8 protein-coding genes are annotated in these 14537 nt (G+C 69.7%); 2 read left to right on the top strand and 6 right to left on the bottom strand.

Annotation, left to right across the window (positions count from 1 at the left end; genetic code table 11):
* Positions 1–21: 21 nt before the first annotated feature.
* From JHW41_RS21935 to JHW41_RS21910, 6 genes are read right to left on the bottom strand one after another with little or no spacing between them, the layout of a single operon-like run.
* Positions 22–798 carry an HAD family hydrolase gene (locus JHW41_RS21935; RefSeq protein WP_078997694.1) on the bottom strand — a complete coding sequence of 259 codons (777 nt, stop codon included), beginning with the start codon at positions 796–798 and terminating at the stop codon, positions 22–24.
* Entirely contained in the window at positions 795–2903 is a 2109-nt protein-coding gene (locus JHW41_RS21930) for a hypothetical protein (protein WP_250447117.1), read from the bottom strand. Before JHW41_RS21930 ends, JHW41_RS21935 begins: the two co-directional genes overlap by 4 nt.
* Positions 2900–3487, bottom strand: coding sequence for a phosphatidylinositol-specific phospholipase C/glycerophosphodiester phosphodiesterase family protein (locus JHW41_RS21925; protein WP_250447114.1), 588 nt, complete (start codon positions 3485–3487; stop codon positions 2900–2902). Before JHW41_RS21925 ends, JHW41_RS21930 begins: the two co-directional genes overlap by 4 nt.
* Positions 3484–4677 (bottom strand): glycosyltransferase, encoded by a 1194-nt coding sequence (locus tag JHW41_RS21920; RefSeq protein WP_250447111.1) that lies wholly within the window; start codon positions 4675–4677, stop codon positions 3484–3486. Before JHW41_RS21920 ends, JHW41_RS21925 begins: the two co-directional genes overlap by 4 nt.
* The gene (locus JHW41_RS21915; protein WP_250447108.1) at positions 4671–6329 is read right to left on the bottom strand and encodes an NTP transferase domain-containing protein; all 1659 of its coding nucleotides are present in this window, start codon (positions 6327–6329) and stop codon (positions 4671–4673) included. The genes JHW41_RS21920 and JHW41_RS21915 overlap by 7 nt, the downstream gene beginning before the upstream one ends.
* A 48-nt stretch (positions 6330–6377) precedes the next feature.
* The gene (locus tag JHW41_RS21910) at positions 6378–7478 is read right to left on the bottom strand and encodes a class II aldolase/adducin family protein (protein WP_284499508.1); all 1101 of its coding nucleotides are present in this window, start codon (positions 7476–7478) and stop codon (positions 6378–6380) included.
* Positions 7479–7829: 351 nt separating this feature from the next.
* On the opposite strand from JHW41_RS21910, the gene JHW41_RS21905 reads away from it, so the two are divergent.
* Together JHW41_RS21905 and JHW41_RS21900 are read left to right on the top strand one after the other, a co-directional pair.
* Complete coding sequence (locus tag JHW41_RS21905; RefSeq protein ID WP_250447074.1) at positions 7830–11186, top strand: non-ribosomal peptide synthetase; 3357 nt, start codon at positions 7830–7832, stop codon at positions 11184–11186.
* A complete protein-coding gene (locus JHW41_RS21900) occupies positions 11183–14524 on the top strand; it encodes a non-ribosomal peptide synthetase (protein WP_250447071.1) in 3342 nt (1113 codons plus the stop codon). Before JHW41_RS21905 ends, JHW41_RS21900 begins: the two co-directional genes overlap by 4 nt.
* The last annotated feature ends 13 nt before the right edge of the window (positions 14525–14537 follow it).

The following is a 14537-nucleotide window of genomic DNA, read 5'->3' as shown; positions in this document are numbered from 1 at the left end:
CTGCTTGGATGGGCGCGCCGCTCAGCGCGCGTGCGCGCCGGCGAACTGGCTCACTCCGTCGACCTTCCCCGAGAAGAAGAACTGGTGCAGTTCGGTGAAATCGTCGAATTCCACGTCGCAGCCGGCGTCGCGGCCTTCATGGTTGCGGTCCACCCGCAGCAGCGTGCTGATCCCGAACGGGCGCGCGCCGGCGATGTCGTTGACCGGATGGTCGCCGATCATCCAGATCCGCGCCGGGTCGATGCCGAGCTTGTCGATGGCGAGCCGGAACGGCGCTTCCTGCGGCTTGTCGGCGCCGGCCTCCTCGGACGTGACCACGTAGTCGAAGCAGTCGTCCAGGCCGAAGTAGATGATCTTGCGGAACTGGATCTGCGAGGTCAGGTCGGTGATGATCGCCGTGCCGATGCCGCTGCTGCGCAGCGCCTGCAGGAACTCGCGCACGCCCGGGAACAGCTCGCAGTGCGAGAGGAAGGTGCGCCAGTAGGTCTGCTCCAGGTCGAGCGTGATCACCAGCTGGGTCTTGCGCCCGAGGATCTCGATGCCGCGCTGGAAGTACAGCAGCCGGCTGTGCGAACTGGCGGTCTTGCCGAGCTGGCGCTTGACGTCCTCTCTCGCGCGCGCGAACGCGCCGCTGACCTCGTCCGCGGCGACGCCGAGCAGCTTGGCCGCCTTGCGTTCGGCCGCCGCCAGCGCCTGGCTGTGCGGCCGGTCGTAGGCGTACAAGGTGTTGTCGGTGTCGAAAATGATCGCCTGCGGCGCGCGCAGGACCTTGTCGTTGTTGTGGATTCTCAGCGTCATCGGATGCGGCTCTTCAACGATTCTTCGATCTGGATCAGCACGAGCAACTGCATGATTCCGCTCATGCCCCCTTCCCACTGCGGGCGGATGTCGAGCATCTCCTCCAGCCCGGGCACCAGCGTGTGCGCGGCCATGGCGATGTCGTCGGCGTCGACTTCCCCCTCGATGCTCATTTCCACCTCGCTGCCGTCCTCGCTGGACTGCACGTCCAGGTGCAGGCCGCAGATGCCGATCAGGATCCGCGCCAGGCGTTCGTGCGAGGTGCCGTTGCGGATCAGCGCGACCAGCTTCAGCCGCACGTGCTCGAGCGCGTCGCCGGTCTCCAGCTGGCGCGCGTTGACCGGCTCCAGCCGCAGCACCAGCCGCGCCAGACCGCGCTGCGGATGGATGTGCAGGCGCGAGTCGGCCATGCGCTTCTCGATCGAGGCCAGCACGGTGGCCAACGGGTGGCCGCGCTGGTGCACGTCGCGCTCGATCTTCCAGGCCCGGCGCAAGCGCTCGTCGAGGTCGAGGAACACCGACACGTCGAAGCGCTCGCGCAGTCCGCGCATGTGCAGCGCGTGCAGGCCCGAGGCGATCACCACGTCGTTCTTGTCGATCCGGGTCGGCGCGGTGAAGCGGCCGGCGCCGTGGTCGTAGTGGCGGCACAGGATCGGCTTGCCGTCCATCAGCGCCAGCACGTCGTTGTTGAAGCGTTGCAGGTCGTTGGCGCGCGGATTGAGATGGGTCAGGCCCTTCCACATCGGCGCGTAGCGGTCCCAGACGTGGTAGTCGTCGCCGGAGACGTGCACCACCGAGTGCTCGCCGAAGATTCCGGCGAGCGCGCGGCTGAGGGTGTCCTTGCCCGAGCCCGAATCGCCGGCGATGCCGAGCGTGACCGGCTTCTGCGCGATGCGGTAGTAGTCGTTGCGCGCGACCCGCTCGCGCAGCATCTGCACCAGCAGCACCAGCCCGGCGGCGACGATCAGGGTGTAGGCCAGCGAATGCAGATGCGGGCTCAGCGCGCCGCCGAGTTCGGCCAGGCGCGCGGCCGGGTCGAGTCCGGTCCAAGGCAGCGAAGCGCCGCTGGAATAGACCAGGTGCATGGCGATCAACAGGGCCGAGAACACTCCGGTCAGCACCCGTGCGCCGCGATCGCTGTGCAACTGATGGGCGACCAAGAACGGCACCAGCCACAGGTACCAGCCCGGCGGCGCGGGCGTAGCCAGCACCACCAGGAAGAACGCCAGCCCGGTCGCGGCGACCAGCAGCTCGAAGCTGATCCGGCGCAGCCGCCACAGGCCGTAGACCGCCAGCAGGTACAGCAACGGGGTCAGGTAGACGCGCAAGTCGTGGCCCAGCGGCAGGGCGAGATCGAACAGGCGCAGCGATTCGGGCGTGCCGAACACCATGCGCACGAAGCCCGGCGAGGCCAGCCACGGCGCCAGCGACAGCAACGCGGTGATCGCGAAGCCCTGTGCGAACGGCCGCAGCAGCCCGCGCAGGCGCTTGTTGCGCCACAGGTAAATCGCCAGCACCGGCGCCGCCAGCAACATGCTGAACTTGGCGGCGAACGCCAGCCCCAGGGCGACGCCGCCGCGCTGCACCCGGTATTCGCGCAGGCACAGCAGCGCCCACAGCAGCAACGCCACCGGCACGATGTCGGTCTGGCCGTTCCAGTAGGTCACGTACAACGCGATCGGCGACCACCAGTACAGCCACAGCAGCATGCGCGGACGCTGCGGCCACAGCCGCAGCAGCAGGTACAAGGTGGCGATGTCGAAACCGAGCAGGCCCAGGCGGAAGCCGATGCCGGTCAGTTCCGGAATCCCCGCCAGCGTCGCCGCGAGCAAGCCCAGCGCGGTGCCGGGCAGGTGCGCGATCAGCATCGCCGGGCCGTAGGGATAGGCCATCGGGTCGCCGCCGGCGGCGAGGAACGCCGACCACGGGTCCAGCGCCGGATGGGCGACGGCGTGGGCGACGAACGGCACGAACCACTGCTGCTGGATCTGCGGCGCCAGCAGCACCGCCAGCGCCAGCTTCAACAGCAGGCCGAACCGGAACACCGGGTCGCGCCAGATCCTGTTCGCCCAGATCTTGTCGGTCCCAACCCGGTCCGCGCTCATCGCCACAGCTCCGGTTCCTTGGTGCACACCGCTTCGGCGACGATGCCCTCGCGCGCCAGCAGCGCGCGCAGGGCCGGGATTCCGCTGCCGGCATCGCGGCCCTGCAGCTCGGGCGAGACCAGGCACAGCTTGAATCCGGCGTCCCGCAGCCGGCGCGCCTGCGCGGCGTCGAGCGGGAAGCGGGTGAAGCAGTCGACCCACACCCACTGGATGCGCCCGGCCAGGCTCAGCGCGGTGTCGATGGATTCGAACTCCGACACCCGCACCGCGCAGCGCGATTCGCCGCGGTGGGCGGTGCGCACCAGGAACGGGAAGGACTGGTCGAGGAAGAAATAGTCCTCGATGCCGCGTTCGCGCATCAGCGCGATCAGGCGGTCCTCCAGGCCTTCTTCCTTGACGTTGAGGATCAAGGTTCGATGACGGAAGCCGGTCAGCCAATCCTCGAAGCGCTCGCCGTCGGCGAAGGCGTCGTGGTGGATGATCAACTCCTCGCCGCGGCTGCGCAGGTCGAGCTCGATGCCCAGGTCCGCGGGCGTGGCCTGCAGTTCGGCCAGGGTGTTGCGGCGATGGCGGATCACGATCATGCCGGGCGTCCTCGCAGTTCGCGGCGCAGGCGCAGGCTGAAGTCGACGGTGCGCTTGATGAAGCGCAGCTTGGCCCGCCAGTTCACGTTCCAATGCGAGTGGCCGTGCGCGCGTTCGCCGAAACGCACCGGAAAGCGCTGCACGCGCAGGCCTTGATGCAGCGCCTGGTGATAGGCGTACAGGTCCAGGGCGAAATCCTGCGGCGGCTCGTGCCAGGTCTCGAAGAAAGCGCGCGGGAACAGGGTCGGCTGGGCATTGATGTCCCACATGCGCCGGCCCAGCAGCACCGTTTCGAACGCCGACATGCCGACGGTGAAGGCGACGTCGCCGAGCGGGCGGCCGTGGCGGCGGCCCTTGACGAACAGGCGCCGCGGATCGGCGTCGGCGTCGAACAGCTGCAGCCCGCGCAGCGCGTCGAACGGGTCGGTCTGCATGTCGGCGTGGGTCCAGCCGATCACCTCGCCGCGCGCCGCGCGCAGGCCGGCGAGGATGCCGTGGCCGTAGCCCCGATTGACTTCGACCCGCACGCTGCGGATGCGCGACTGGCCTTCGAGCAGGCGCGCCAGCACCGCCGGGCTGTCGTCGCTGGAACCGTTGTCGACCAGCACCGCCTCGACCCGCTCGTCGCGGAAGGTCTCGCGCAGGCGCGCCACCAGCAGCGGCAGGTTGGCCGCTTCGTTGTAGCAAGGAATCACCAGCGACAGGGTGGTGCGCGCGCCGGCGCTGTCGCCCGCAGCCGCACCCGCGTGCGGCGCCGCGGCCGGCGCGGCGTCGGAGCCGAATACGAACAGCTTCAGTCCGATGAAATTCATCGCCGCCGATACCCCGGTGGCGGCGACGAAGGCCAGCGCCAGCGCGATCTCGCCGCGGCCAAGCACCGCCAGCGCCAGCGCGTTCACCGCCACGTTGGCCGCCAGCGCGACCGCGTAGACGGCGAGGAAGCCGAGCAGTTCCCGCGGGTGCCAGCGCGCGCCGACCCGGAAGGTGAAGGCGCGGTTGGCGAAGTAGCCGAACGCCGCACCGGCGACGTAACCCGCGGTCTTGGCCGGATGCACGTCCAGCGCCAGCCACAACAGGCCGCGATAGACCGCGAAGTCGATCGCCACCGCGGTGAAGCCGACCAGCAGGAAACGCGCGAGTTCGCCGCGCAGGCGCGAGGACGCGGCGGGCGCGGGCAGGGCGTTCACCATGTCGCGCGCTCCGGTTGGCGCATGCGGTAGCGCTGCTCCAGCGCCGCGCGCGCCGGTTCGGCCACGCGCGGATCGCGTTCGAGCCGGTACGGATGCGCCGGCCACTTGTGGAAGCACGACTGCCAGTATTCGTAGGTGCGCAGGTCGTCCGGCGTGCCCCAGCAAAGATAGTGCGAGACCTCGAAGGTCTTGCAGCGCAGGCCCAGCGCCAGCGCGTCGTTGATGCAGGTATCGACGTAGAACTCGCCGTTGACCCGGCCGTCGCGCGCGATCATCGCCTGCGCGGCGGCGACGAAGTCCGCGGCGCGGCGGAAAGTGAAGGTGCCGAGCACGATCGGGTCGTTGGCCGGGTCGGCCAGCGGCTGCTTGACCGAGACTGCGCGCACCGCGCCGTCGTTCTCGTCGACCCAGCCGTAGTGCTGCGGACGTCGTGCCGCGCCGGGATAGCCGCGCGCCGTCCACACCAGCACGTCGGCCGAATCGTCGGCCAGCGCGAGCGCCAGCGCGTCGGCGTCGAACACCGCGCCGTTGTCGCAGGCGCCGATGGTCAGCGGCTGTTCGAGATCGATCCCGTCCAGGCCGAGCAGGCAGGTACGCGCCTGGCCGTCGGTGACCCGCTCCAGATCGACCTGGGCGCTGCCGGGGAAGCGTTCGCTCAGCGCCGCGCCGATGCGCTCGCGCCCGGGGATGTCGCGGCGCTGCACGAACACGCGTTGCGCCGGTTGCGGCAGGTCCCGCGCGGCTTGCACCACCATCGCCTCGCCGGAGACTTCGATCAGCGGCTTGGGATCGGCGTAGCCCTCGGCGGCGAAGCGCGAACCCAGCCCGGCCATCGGCACCATCACCGCGCCGCGCTGGGCCGGCGGCGGCAGCGCGCGCGCGGGATCGGCGATGCGGCGGAACGCGTCGGACCAGTAGCGGTATTCCTCCAGGTCCTGCGGCGTGCCCCACTGCATGAAGTGGTTGAGTTCGTACACCGCGATGCGGCGGCCGTCCTCGAGCAAGGGCTTGTAGGCCAGGCTGACGTAGCGTTCGCCGCCCAACTCCAGGTCCGGCCGCGCCATGGTCCGCTCGAACGCATCGCGCATCAGCGCGCCGGAGGCGAAGTAGTAGCTGCCGCTGGAGGCGTACTCGCCGCGCGGTTGGTCGGTGTAGGGCTTCTTTTCCTGGATGTCGAGCACGCGCCCGCGCTCGCTGCGCACGTAGGCGTAGTTGGTCGAGCCCATCATGTGCGGGTGGAAGCCGGTATAGCAGGGGATCGCGCCGTCGCAACCGCTTTCGAGCACCGCGCGCTTGAAGTCGGCGTAGTCCCAGCTGCAGGCGAAGTCGCAGTAGTTCACCAGCGTCGGCGCATCCGGATCGAGGTAGTCGATCGCCTGCAGCACCGCGTTGACCGGGCCCAGCTTGTGCGGCGCGATCGCGACCACGCGCCCGCTCGGGCAGTACTGCGCGAGCAGATCGGCCATGCGGTAGGACGGTTCTTCCAGGTGATCGCGGTTGCAGACGAACACGAACTCGGTTTCGCCCGGGAACATGTCGACCACGTGGGCGACGATGGGCTTGCCCTCGACTTCGATCAACGGCTTGGGCACGCGGTATCCGGCGCGCCTGAAGCGCTCTCCGAAGCCCGACATGGGAACTACGATCTGCATGGATTCCTTCCGTGGATCAGTTCGCGATGGGTTGGACGCGGCGGTGGATCAGTTCGGTGTCCGCATCAGCGAACGGCGGTACTTCTCGGCTTCCCAATCGATCAGCTCGGCGACGTCGGACTCGCCGAGCTCGGCCAATGCGGCCTCGCCGTCGAGCCGCAGCGCCACCAGCGCCAGGCAATGCAGCATCGCGTGCGCGCCGTCGGACAAGTCCGGCGCGGTCAGCACGCCGGCGCCCGGCACCAGCGCGAAACACGGCGCCGCGCCGCATTCGGCGGCGGTGCGCGCGAGCGCCGCCGACAGGCATTCGCCGTCGTTCACCACCGCCGCGCGCGGCCCCAGGAACACCGCGTGATCCGGATACAGCACGCCGCCGGCGGCGATGCGCAGCGCTTGCGCATCGGTCGCCAGCGCGTGCACCAACTCCAGCGGCGCCGGCGCCCAGTGCAGATCATTGACCTGCGCCAGTCGCTGCGGCTGCGACGATGGCGCGTCGCGTTGGGGAAGACGCAAACGGCGCTCGACCTCGGCCAACAAGGCTTCGGCGCCGGCGCGATCGGCCGCGCCGACCACCAGGCCGTGATTGCCGAGCACCAGTACGTCGGGCGTGCGCGTATTCAGTATTCCGGCCACGACTTGGGTCAGGCGATGACCGGGACGGCGATACGGCACCCACGCCCAATTCAGTCCGTTCAGACGCTGCGCAAGTTGCGTTTGCGCATCGCGACGCACCGCCCAGGCGATGGTGGCGACGCTGTGCACGTGCACCACCAACGCATGCGGCAGCAACGCATGCAGCGACGTCTCGATCGACGGACGCAGCGCCAGCCCTTGGCTCAGCAGGTTCACGCGCGTTTCGCCGTCGTCGTGGCGCAACGCGTCGCGCACCTGCGCCAACGGCAGCGATACGAAAATGTCGCGTTCGTGCGCGTGCGCAAGCCAGGTGCCGGATGCTTTCACCCACAGCGCGTCGCCACGCTTGAGCGAGGTGTTGCCGCCACCGCCCTGCACCAGCGACGGGTCCGCGCCGATACGCGCAGACAGTGCGATTAGATCGTTTAAAAAGTCAGCATTGACCACATCACCCACCCCTGGGCAATGGTTGCCGACCGCACCTGCGGTGCCCCATTCAACTGCCGATCCATGCATTGGGCCCCCCCGGGCCAAAAACTCCTGACGCTCGCAAAAACCCCTATTCCTATCGGGAAATGGAAACGAAACCCTTCACCGCCCGTTCCCCAATCGTGTACCGCTCGTCGGCACTGCTTCGGGTCCCCAGCCTGGCACTGGCGTGCCGGCAACCGAATGTGGTCCGCTTTGCGCCCGAACCCCGTTATGTGCATAGGATATATACGGGGGGCACGACTGACTGCACACCAAGGATGACAGCGACCACCGGTCGCGTGCAACAACATCTCAGGTTCTGCGAAGAGTACGTGCCATTAAAGCGCCGACAGGGTAGGTCGGCTGACGATGTTTCGTCACATGGAAGGTAAAGGGATGAGCGAGATCGATCATCGCATCGCTGGGTTGTCCCCGGCGAAGCGCGAGCTTTTGCGTCAGATCGCGGCGCGCCAGCGCGCTGCGCAGAACCGGATTCAAGCGCGGCCGCGCCCCGAGCGCATCCCGCTGACGTTCGGCCAGCGCCGCTTGTGGTGGCTGGACCGTTTCACTCCCGGCATGACGGCGTACAACTCGCCGGCCGCGCTGTGGTTGCGCGGCGAGTTGAACGTGCCGGCCTTGCGCGAATGCGTGCAGGCGCTGGTCGATCGCCACGAGGCGCTGCGTACCGTGTATCGCACGCACGACGGCGAGCCGCACCAGCACATCCTCGAACAGCTGCAGGCACCGTGGCGCGAGGCGCGCGCGCACGGCGACGATGCCGACGCGCGCAGCGCCGATGCGTTGCGCCTGGCGCGCGAGGACATCCGCGTCTCGTTCGACCTGAGCCGCGACGCGATGCTGCGCGCGCTGTTGATCGAGGCCGAGCCGAAGTCGCATCTGCTGGTGCTGACCTTCCACCACATCGCCATCGACGGCTGGTCGATCAGCAAGCTGCTCGACGAGCTGTACCTGCTCTACAACGCGCGCGTGCGCGGCGAGCAGGCGACGCTGGAAGAACTGCCGCTGCAGATCGCCGACATCGCGCTGTGGCAGGACGAAACCCTCGGCGGCGAAGGCCTGCAGCCGCAGCTGGACTACTGGCGCGAACGGCTGACCGGCGCGGCGACCACGCTCGACCTGCCCGCCGATCGCGCGCGCCCGGCCGCGCAGAGCTTCCGCGGCGCGCTGCATCGCCTGCAGATTCCCGATGCGCTCAACCAGCGCATCGAAGCCTTCGCGCGCGAGCGCAACGCGACGCTGTCGATGGTGTTCCTGGCCGCGTACCAGGCGCTGCTGTCGCGCTACACCGGCCAGGACGACATCACCGTGGCGATGGGCGTGGCCGGGCGCAACCGGGTCGAGCTCGAATCGGTGGTCGGTTTCTTCGTCAACACCCTGGCGATGCGCACCCGCCTGGACGGCGAGCCGAGCTTCGCCGAACTGGTCGAGCGCGTGCGCGAAAGCGTGCTCGGCGCGATGGAGAACGCCGACGCGCCGCTGGACAAGGTGCTGGAAACCCTGCGCCTGCCGCGCTCGCCGAGCCACACGCCGCTGGCGCAGGTGATGTTCTTCTTCCAGAACTACCCGGCCCAGGACGTCGAACTGGAAGGGCTCACGGTCGATCCGCTGCAGCTCGACGAACTGCAGCCCGGCAACGCCCAGGGCGATCTGAGCTTGTTCGTGAGCCAGGACTCGCGCCGCGAGCTCGTGCTGGAGTACAGCACCGACCTGTTCGATGCGGTGCGCATCCAGCGCCTGGCCGCGCACTTGCTGACCCTGCTCGATCACGCCGTCGCCGAACCCGACGCGCGCGTGTCGGCGCTGCGGTTGATGGGCGCGGACGAAACGGCCGAACTGGCGCGGTGGAACGACACCGCGCGCGAACTGCCCGCGCAGCGCACCCTGGCGACGCTGGTGCAGGCGCAGGTGGAGCGCTCGCCCGATGCGATCGCGCTGAGCTTCGGTACGCGCCACATCGCTTATCGCGAACTCGACCGTCGCGCCAACGCGCTCGCGCATCAGCTGCGCGCGGCCGGAGTGAAGGCCGGCGAACTGGTCGGCCTGTACGTCGATCGCACGCCGGAGATGCTGATCGGCCTGCTCGGGATCCTCAAGGCCGGCGGCGGCTACGTGCCGCTGGACCCGACCTATCCCAGCGACCGTCTGGCCTACATGCTGGAGACCTCGGCTTCGCGCGTGCTGGTGACCCAGCGCGAACTCGCGGCGACGCCGCCGGCCGCGGTCGAATCGGTGGTGATCGCCGATGCCGACGCCGTACTCGACGCCAGCGCAGACGCGCCGCCGGCCGATGGTGCCGGCGAGGACGATTTGGCCTATGTGATCTTCACCTCCGGTTCGACCGGAAAGCCCAAGGGCGTGGAGATCCGCAACCGCTCGGCAGTCAACCTGCTGCGCTCGGTCGCGCGCGAACCGGGCCTGGCCGCGGGCCAGACGCTGTGCGCGATCAGCACGCTGTCGTTCGACATCGCCCTGTTCGAATTGGTGCTGCCGCTGACCGTCGGCGCGCACATCGTGCTGGTCGACCGCGACACCGCGCGCGACGGCATCCGCCTGCGCCGGTTGGTCGACGAAGCCCGACTCGACGTCATGCAGGCTACGCCGGCGACCTGGCGCATGCTGCTGGAGGTGGGCTGGCGCGGCAACGACGCGATCAAGATCATCTCCACCGGCGAAGCGCTGCCGCGCGAACTCGCCGACCGCCTGCTGCCGTGCTGCGGCGAGCTGTGGAACCTGTACGGCCCGACCGAGACCACGGTGTATTCGGCGCTGTGCCGGGTGTTGCCGGGCGAAGGCCCGATCTTGGTCGGCAAGCCGGTCGACAACACCCAGATCCACATCGTCGACCGCAACATGCAGCTGCTGCCGGCCGGCGTGCCGGGCGAACTGTTGATCGGCGGCGATGGCCTCGCCGCCGGTTATCGCGGCCGCCCGGACCTGACCGAAGAGAAGTTCATCGCCGATCCGTTCGCGGCCGCGCCGGGCAGCCGCCTGTACCGCACCGGCGACCTCGCGTTCTGGCGCTACGACGGCACGTTGGAAGTCATCGGCCGCATCGATCACCAGATCAAGCTGCGCGGTTTCCGCATCGAGCTGGGCGAGATCGAATCGGTGCTGGCGCAGTTCGCCGGGGTGACCCAGGCGGTGGTGCATTGCCGCGAGGACCGTCCGGGCGACAAGCGCTTGGTCGCCTACGTCACCGCCGACGGCGCCGCGCCCGCGGCGACCGCGCTGCGCGACCACCTGCGCGCGGCGTTGCCGGACTACATGGTGCCCAGCGCGTTCCTCGTGCTCGAACGTTTCCCGCTCACGCCCAACGGCAAGGTCGACCGGCGCGCGTTGCCGGCGCCGGAAGACGTGGCCGGCGGCGAGGATGGCGGCGAAGACGACATCGCGCCGCGCACGCCCGAGGAAGAAACCATGGTCGAGCTGTGGAAGCAGTTGCTCAACGTGCGCCGGGTCGGCGTGCGCGACAACTTCTTCGACCTCGGCGGCCATTCGCTGCTGGCCACGCGCCTGCTGGCGCGCATCGACCAGCACTTCGGCATCGAGCTGCCGCTGCGCGCGATGTTCGAGGCGCCGACCCTGGAACAGCTGGCCGCGCGCGTCGCGGTGGCGCGCGAGCAGATCGACGGCGCCGACCTGGAAGCGCTGTTGGCGAGCCTGGAAAACCTCAGCGACGAAGAAGCCGCGGCCCGCTTGAGCCAGGCCACGGGAGGCGGAGAGCCGTCATGAGCGAGTTGGACGCGCGTTTGGCCGGTTTGTCGCCGGAACGCCGGGCCCTGGTGCTGCGCCAACTGGCGCAGCGCAAGGCCGCCGCGGCGCGGCCCGGCGTGGTGCGGCGCGAGCGTCCCGCGCGCCTGCCGCTGTCGTTCGCGCAGCAGCGCCTGTGGATCCTCGACCAGTTCGAGCCGGGTTCGGCGGTGTACAACGTGCCGCTGTCGCAGTGGATCGACGGCCCGCTGCGGCGCGAGCCGCTGCAGCGCGCGCTCGACGAAGTCGCGCGCCGCCACGAAAGCCTGCGCACGGTCACCCGCAGCGACGCCGACGGCCCGTACCAGCACATCCTGGCGCCGGCGCAGGTGCCGTTGGGCTATGCCGATCTCAGCGACCTGCCGGCCGCCGAGCGCGACGCGCAGGCGATCGAGCTGGCGCGCAAGGAAGCGGCGATCGGTTTCGACCTGAGCCACGGCCCGATCCTGCGCGCGCTGCTGGTGCGCACCGGGCCGCAGCGCCATCTGCTGGTGCTCAACGCCCACCACATCGCCATCGACGGCTGGTCGCTCGGCGTGATCCTGGAAGAGCTGCATGCGCTGTACCAGGCCTTCGACGCCGGTCAGCCCTCGCCGCTGGCGGACCCGCAGCTGCAATACGTCGATTACGCGCTGTGGCAGCGCGACGAGTTCGAGCACGGCACCCTGGCCAAGCAACTGGAGTACTGGAAAGAGCGTCTGTCCGGGCGCCTGCCAGTGCTGGAGCTGCCCGGCGACCGGCCGCGTCCGCCGCGGCAGAGCCCGCACGGCGCGGTGCTGCGCGCGGTGCTGCCGGAAGACGCGTACGAGCGCGTGCGGCAGATGGCGCGGCGCGAGGACGCCACCGCCTTCATGGTGTTGGTGGCGGCGTTCCAGACCCTGCTGATGCGCTACTCCGGGCAGACCGACCAGGTGCTCGGCGTCGGCGTGGCCAACCGCGGCCGGCCCGAGCTGGAGTCGATGGTCGGCTTCTTCGTCAACATGCTGGCGTTGCGCAACGACCTGTCCGGCGATCCCAGCTTCCGCGAACTGCTGGCGCAGGTGAAGGAAACCACCCTGGGCGCGTATTCGAACCAGGACCTGCCGATCGAGCGACTGATCGAAGAGCTCGACCTGGACCGCGCGCAGAGCCACACGCCTTTGTTCCAGTCGATGCTGTTCTTCCAGAACTTCCCCGGCGAGTCGCGCACCGAATCGGGCCTGCGCCTGAACACGGTGGCCTTCGACACGGTCAACCAGGGCACTTCGCGCACCGACTTGTCGCTGTTCGCGGTGGAAGACCGCGGCCAGCTGGTGATGATGTTCGAGTATTCGACCGCGCTGTTCGACGAGGCCACCATCGCCGCGTTCGCCGGCCAGCTGCAGCGCCTGCTCGCGGCGGCGGCCGAAGACCCGGCGCGCACGCTCGGCGAACTCGACATCCTCTCGCCGCTGGAACGCCGGCAACTGCTGCGCGACTGGAACGACACCGCGGCCGACACGCCGGCGTTGCCGCTGCACGGGCTGTTCGAAGCCCAGGCCGCGCGCACGCCCGCGGCGATCGCGGTCGAATCCGGCGATCAGCGGCTGAGCTACGCCGAGCTCGACGCGCAAGCCGAAGCGGTGGCGCGCGCGCTGGCCGCGCGCGGCGTCGGCGCGGGCGATCTGGTCGGCCTGTACCTGGAGCGTTCGCCGGCGATGCTGGCGGCGCTGCTGGGCACGCTCAAGGCCGGCGCGGCGTACGTGCCGATGGACCCGAGCTATCCCGCGCAGCGCCTGGGCTATATGCTCGAGGACGCGTCGATGCGGCTGGTGCTCGGCGACCGCGACCTGATCGCGAATCTGCCCGCAGGGCAGGCCTCGCTGAGCCTCAAGGACGCGCTCGCCGACGCCGGCGCTGCGCGCGCGCCGGTCGCGGTCGGCGCGTGCGATCCGGCCTATGTGATCTTCACTTCCGGCTCGACCGGCCGGCCCAAGGGCGTGCGCGTACCGCACGGCGCGGCGGCCAACTTCCTCGCCTCGATGGCGCGCGAGCCGGGCCTGGGCGAAACCGACGCGCTGTGCGCGGTGACCACGCTGTCGTTCGACATCGCCCTGCTGGAATTGATGCTGCCGCTGAGCGTCGGCGCGCGCGTGGTGCTGGCCGACCGCGACACCGCCGGCGACGCGATGGCGCTGGCGCGCTTGATCGAGCGCTCGCGCAGCACCGTGGTCCAGGCGACCCCGGCGACCTGGCGCATGCTGCTCGACGCCGGCTGGCACGGCCGCGCCGACCTGCGCCTGCTGTGCGGCGGCGAAGCGCTGCCGCGCGAGCTGGCCGACCGCCTGCTGGAGCGTTGCGGCGAATTGTGGAACATGTACGGCCCGACCGAGACCACGGTGTGGTCGACGCTGGAGCGCGTGCGCCGCGACGGCGCGATCTGCATCGGCAAGCCGATCGCCAACACCCGCGTCTACGTGGTCGACCGCGCGCTGCGGCCGCTGCCGGCCGGGGTGCCGGGCGAGCTGCTGATCGGCGGCGACGGCGTCGCCCTAGGCTATCTCGACCGGCCCGAGCTGACCGCCGAGAAGTTCGTGCCCGATCCTTACGCCGCTTCGCCGGACGCGCGCCTGTACCGCACCGGCGACCTCGCGCGTTGGCGCCGCGACGGCCGGCTGGAAGTCATCGGCCGCATCGATCACCAGGTCAAGCTGCGCGGTTTCCGCATCGAGCTGGGCGAGATCGAATCGGTGCTGGCGCAGTTGCCCGGCGTCGGCCAGGCGGTCGTGCATTGCCGCGAGGACCGTCCCGGCGACAAGCGCCTGGTCGCGTATGTCGTCGCCGACGGCGATGCGCCGGCGGCCGGCGCGATGCGCGAACACCTGCGCGCGAGCCTGCCCGACTACATGGTGCCTAGCGCGTTCGCGACGCTCGAGCGTTTCCCGCTCACGCCCAACGGCAAGGTCGACCGCAACGCATTGCCGGCGCCGGACAACGGCGCCGACAGCGAGCGTTACGTCGCCCCCCGCAACGACGACGAGGCGCGGTTGGCGGAGATCTGGGCGCAGACGCTGGGAATCGAGCGGGTCGGCATCGACGACGACTTCTTCGACCTCGGCGGCCATTCGCTGCTGGCGACCCAGTTGCTCAGCCGCATCAACCAGGCCTTCGCCTGCGATGCGCGGCTGCGCACGGTGTTCGAGGCGCCGACCGTGGCCGGCTTCGGCCAGTGGCTGCAGGCGCAGTACGCGCAGATGTTGCACGACGACGACGGGCTGGCCGGGATGCTCGACAACCTGGAAGGCCTCAGCGACGAGGAGATCCAGGCGCTGCTGTCCGAACAGGTCGCGACTGGAACCTGAGCGAGCGGCCGCG

This window comes from Lysobacter enzymogenes (assembly GCF_023617245.1).
GTDB lineage: Bacteria > Pseudomonadota > Gammaproteobacteria > Xanthomonadales > Xanthomonadaceae > Lysobacter > Lysobacter yananisis.
Note: the sequence above shows the minus strand (reverse complement) of the source record. Positions and strands in the feature narration are given on the sequence as shown.

What these genes read in the sequence shown, in the direction of transcription:
- JHW41_RS21935 (WP_078997694.1), bottom strand. Translation starts at nt 798, where the DNA reads ATGACGCTGAGAATCCACAACAACGACAAGGTCCTGCGCGCGCCGCAG.
- JHW41_RS21930 (WP_250447117.1), bottom strand. Translation starts at nt 2,903, where the DNA reads ATGAGCGCGGACCGGGTTGGGACCGACAAGATCTGGGCGAACAGGATC.
- JHW41_RS21925 (WP_250447114.1), bottom strand. Translation starts at nt 3,487, where the DNA reads ATGATCGTGATCCGCCATCGCCGCAACACCCTGGCCGAACTGCAGGCC.
- JHW41_RS21920 (WP_250447111.1), bottom strand. Translation starts at nt 4,677, where the DNA reads ATGGTGAACGCCCTGCCCGCGCCCGCCGCGTCCTCGCGCCTGCGCGGC.
- JHW41_RS21915 (WP_250447108.1), bottom strand. Translation starts at nt 6,329, where the DNA reads ATGCAGATCGTAGTTCCCATGTCGGGCTTCGGAGAGCGCTTCAGGCGC.
- JHW41_RS21910 (WP_284499508.1), bottom strand. Translation starts at nt 7,478, where the DNA reads ATGCATGGATCGGCAGTTGAATGGGGCACCGCAGGTGCGGTCGGCAAC.
- JHW41_RS21905 (WP_250447074.1), top strand. Translation starts at nt 7,830, where the DNA reads ATGAGCGAGATCGATCATCGCATCGCTGGGTTGTCCCCGGCGAAGCGC.
- JHW41_RS21900 (WP_250447071.1), top strand. Translation starts at nt 11,183, where the DNA reads ATGAGCGAGTTGGACGCGCGTTTGGCCGGTTTGTCGCCGGAACGCCGG.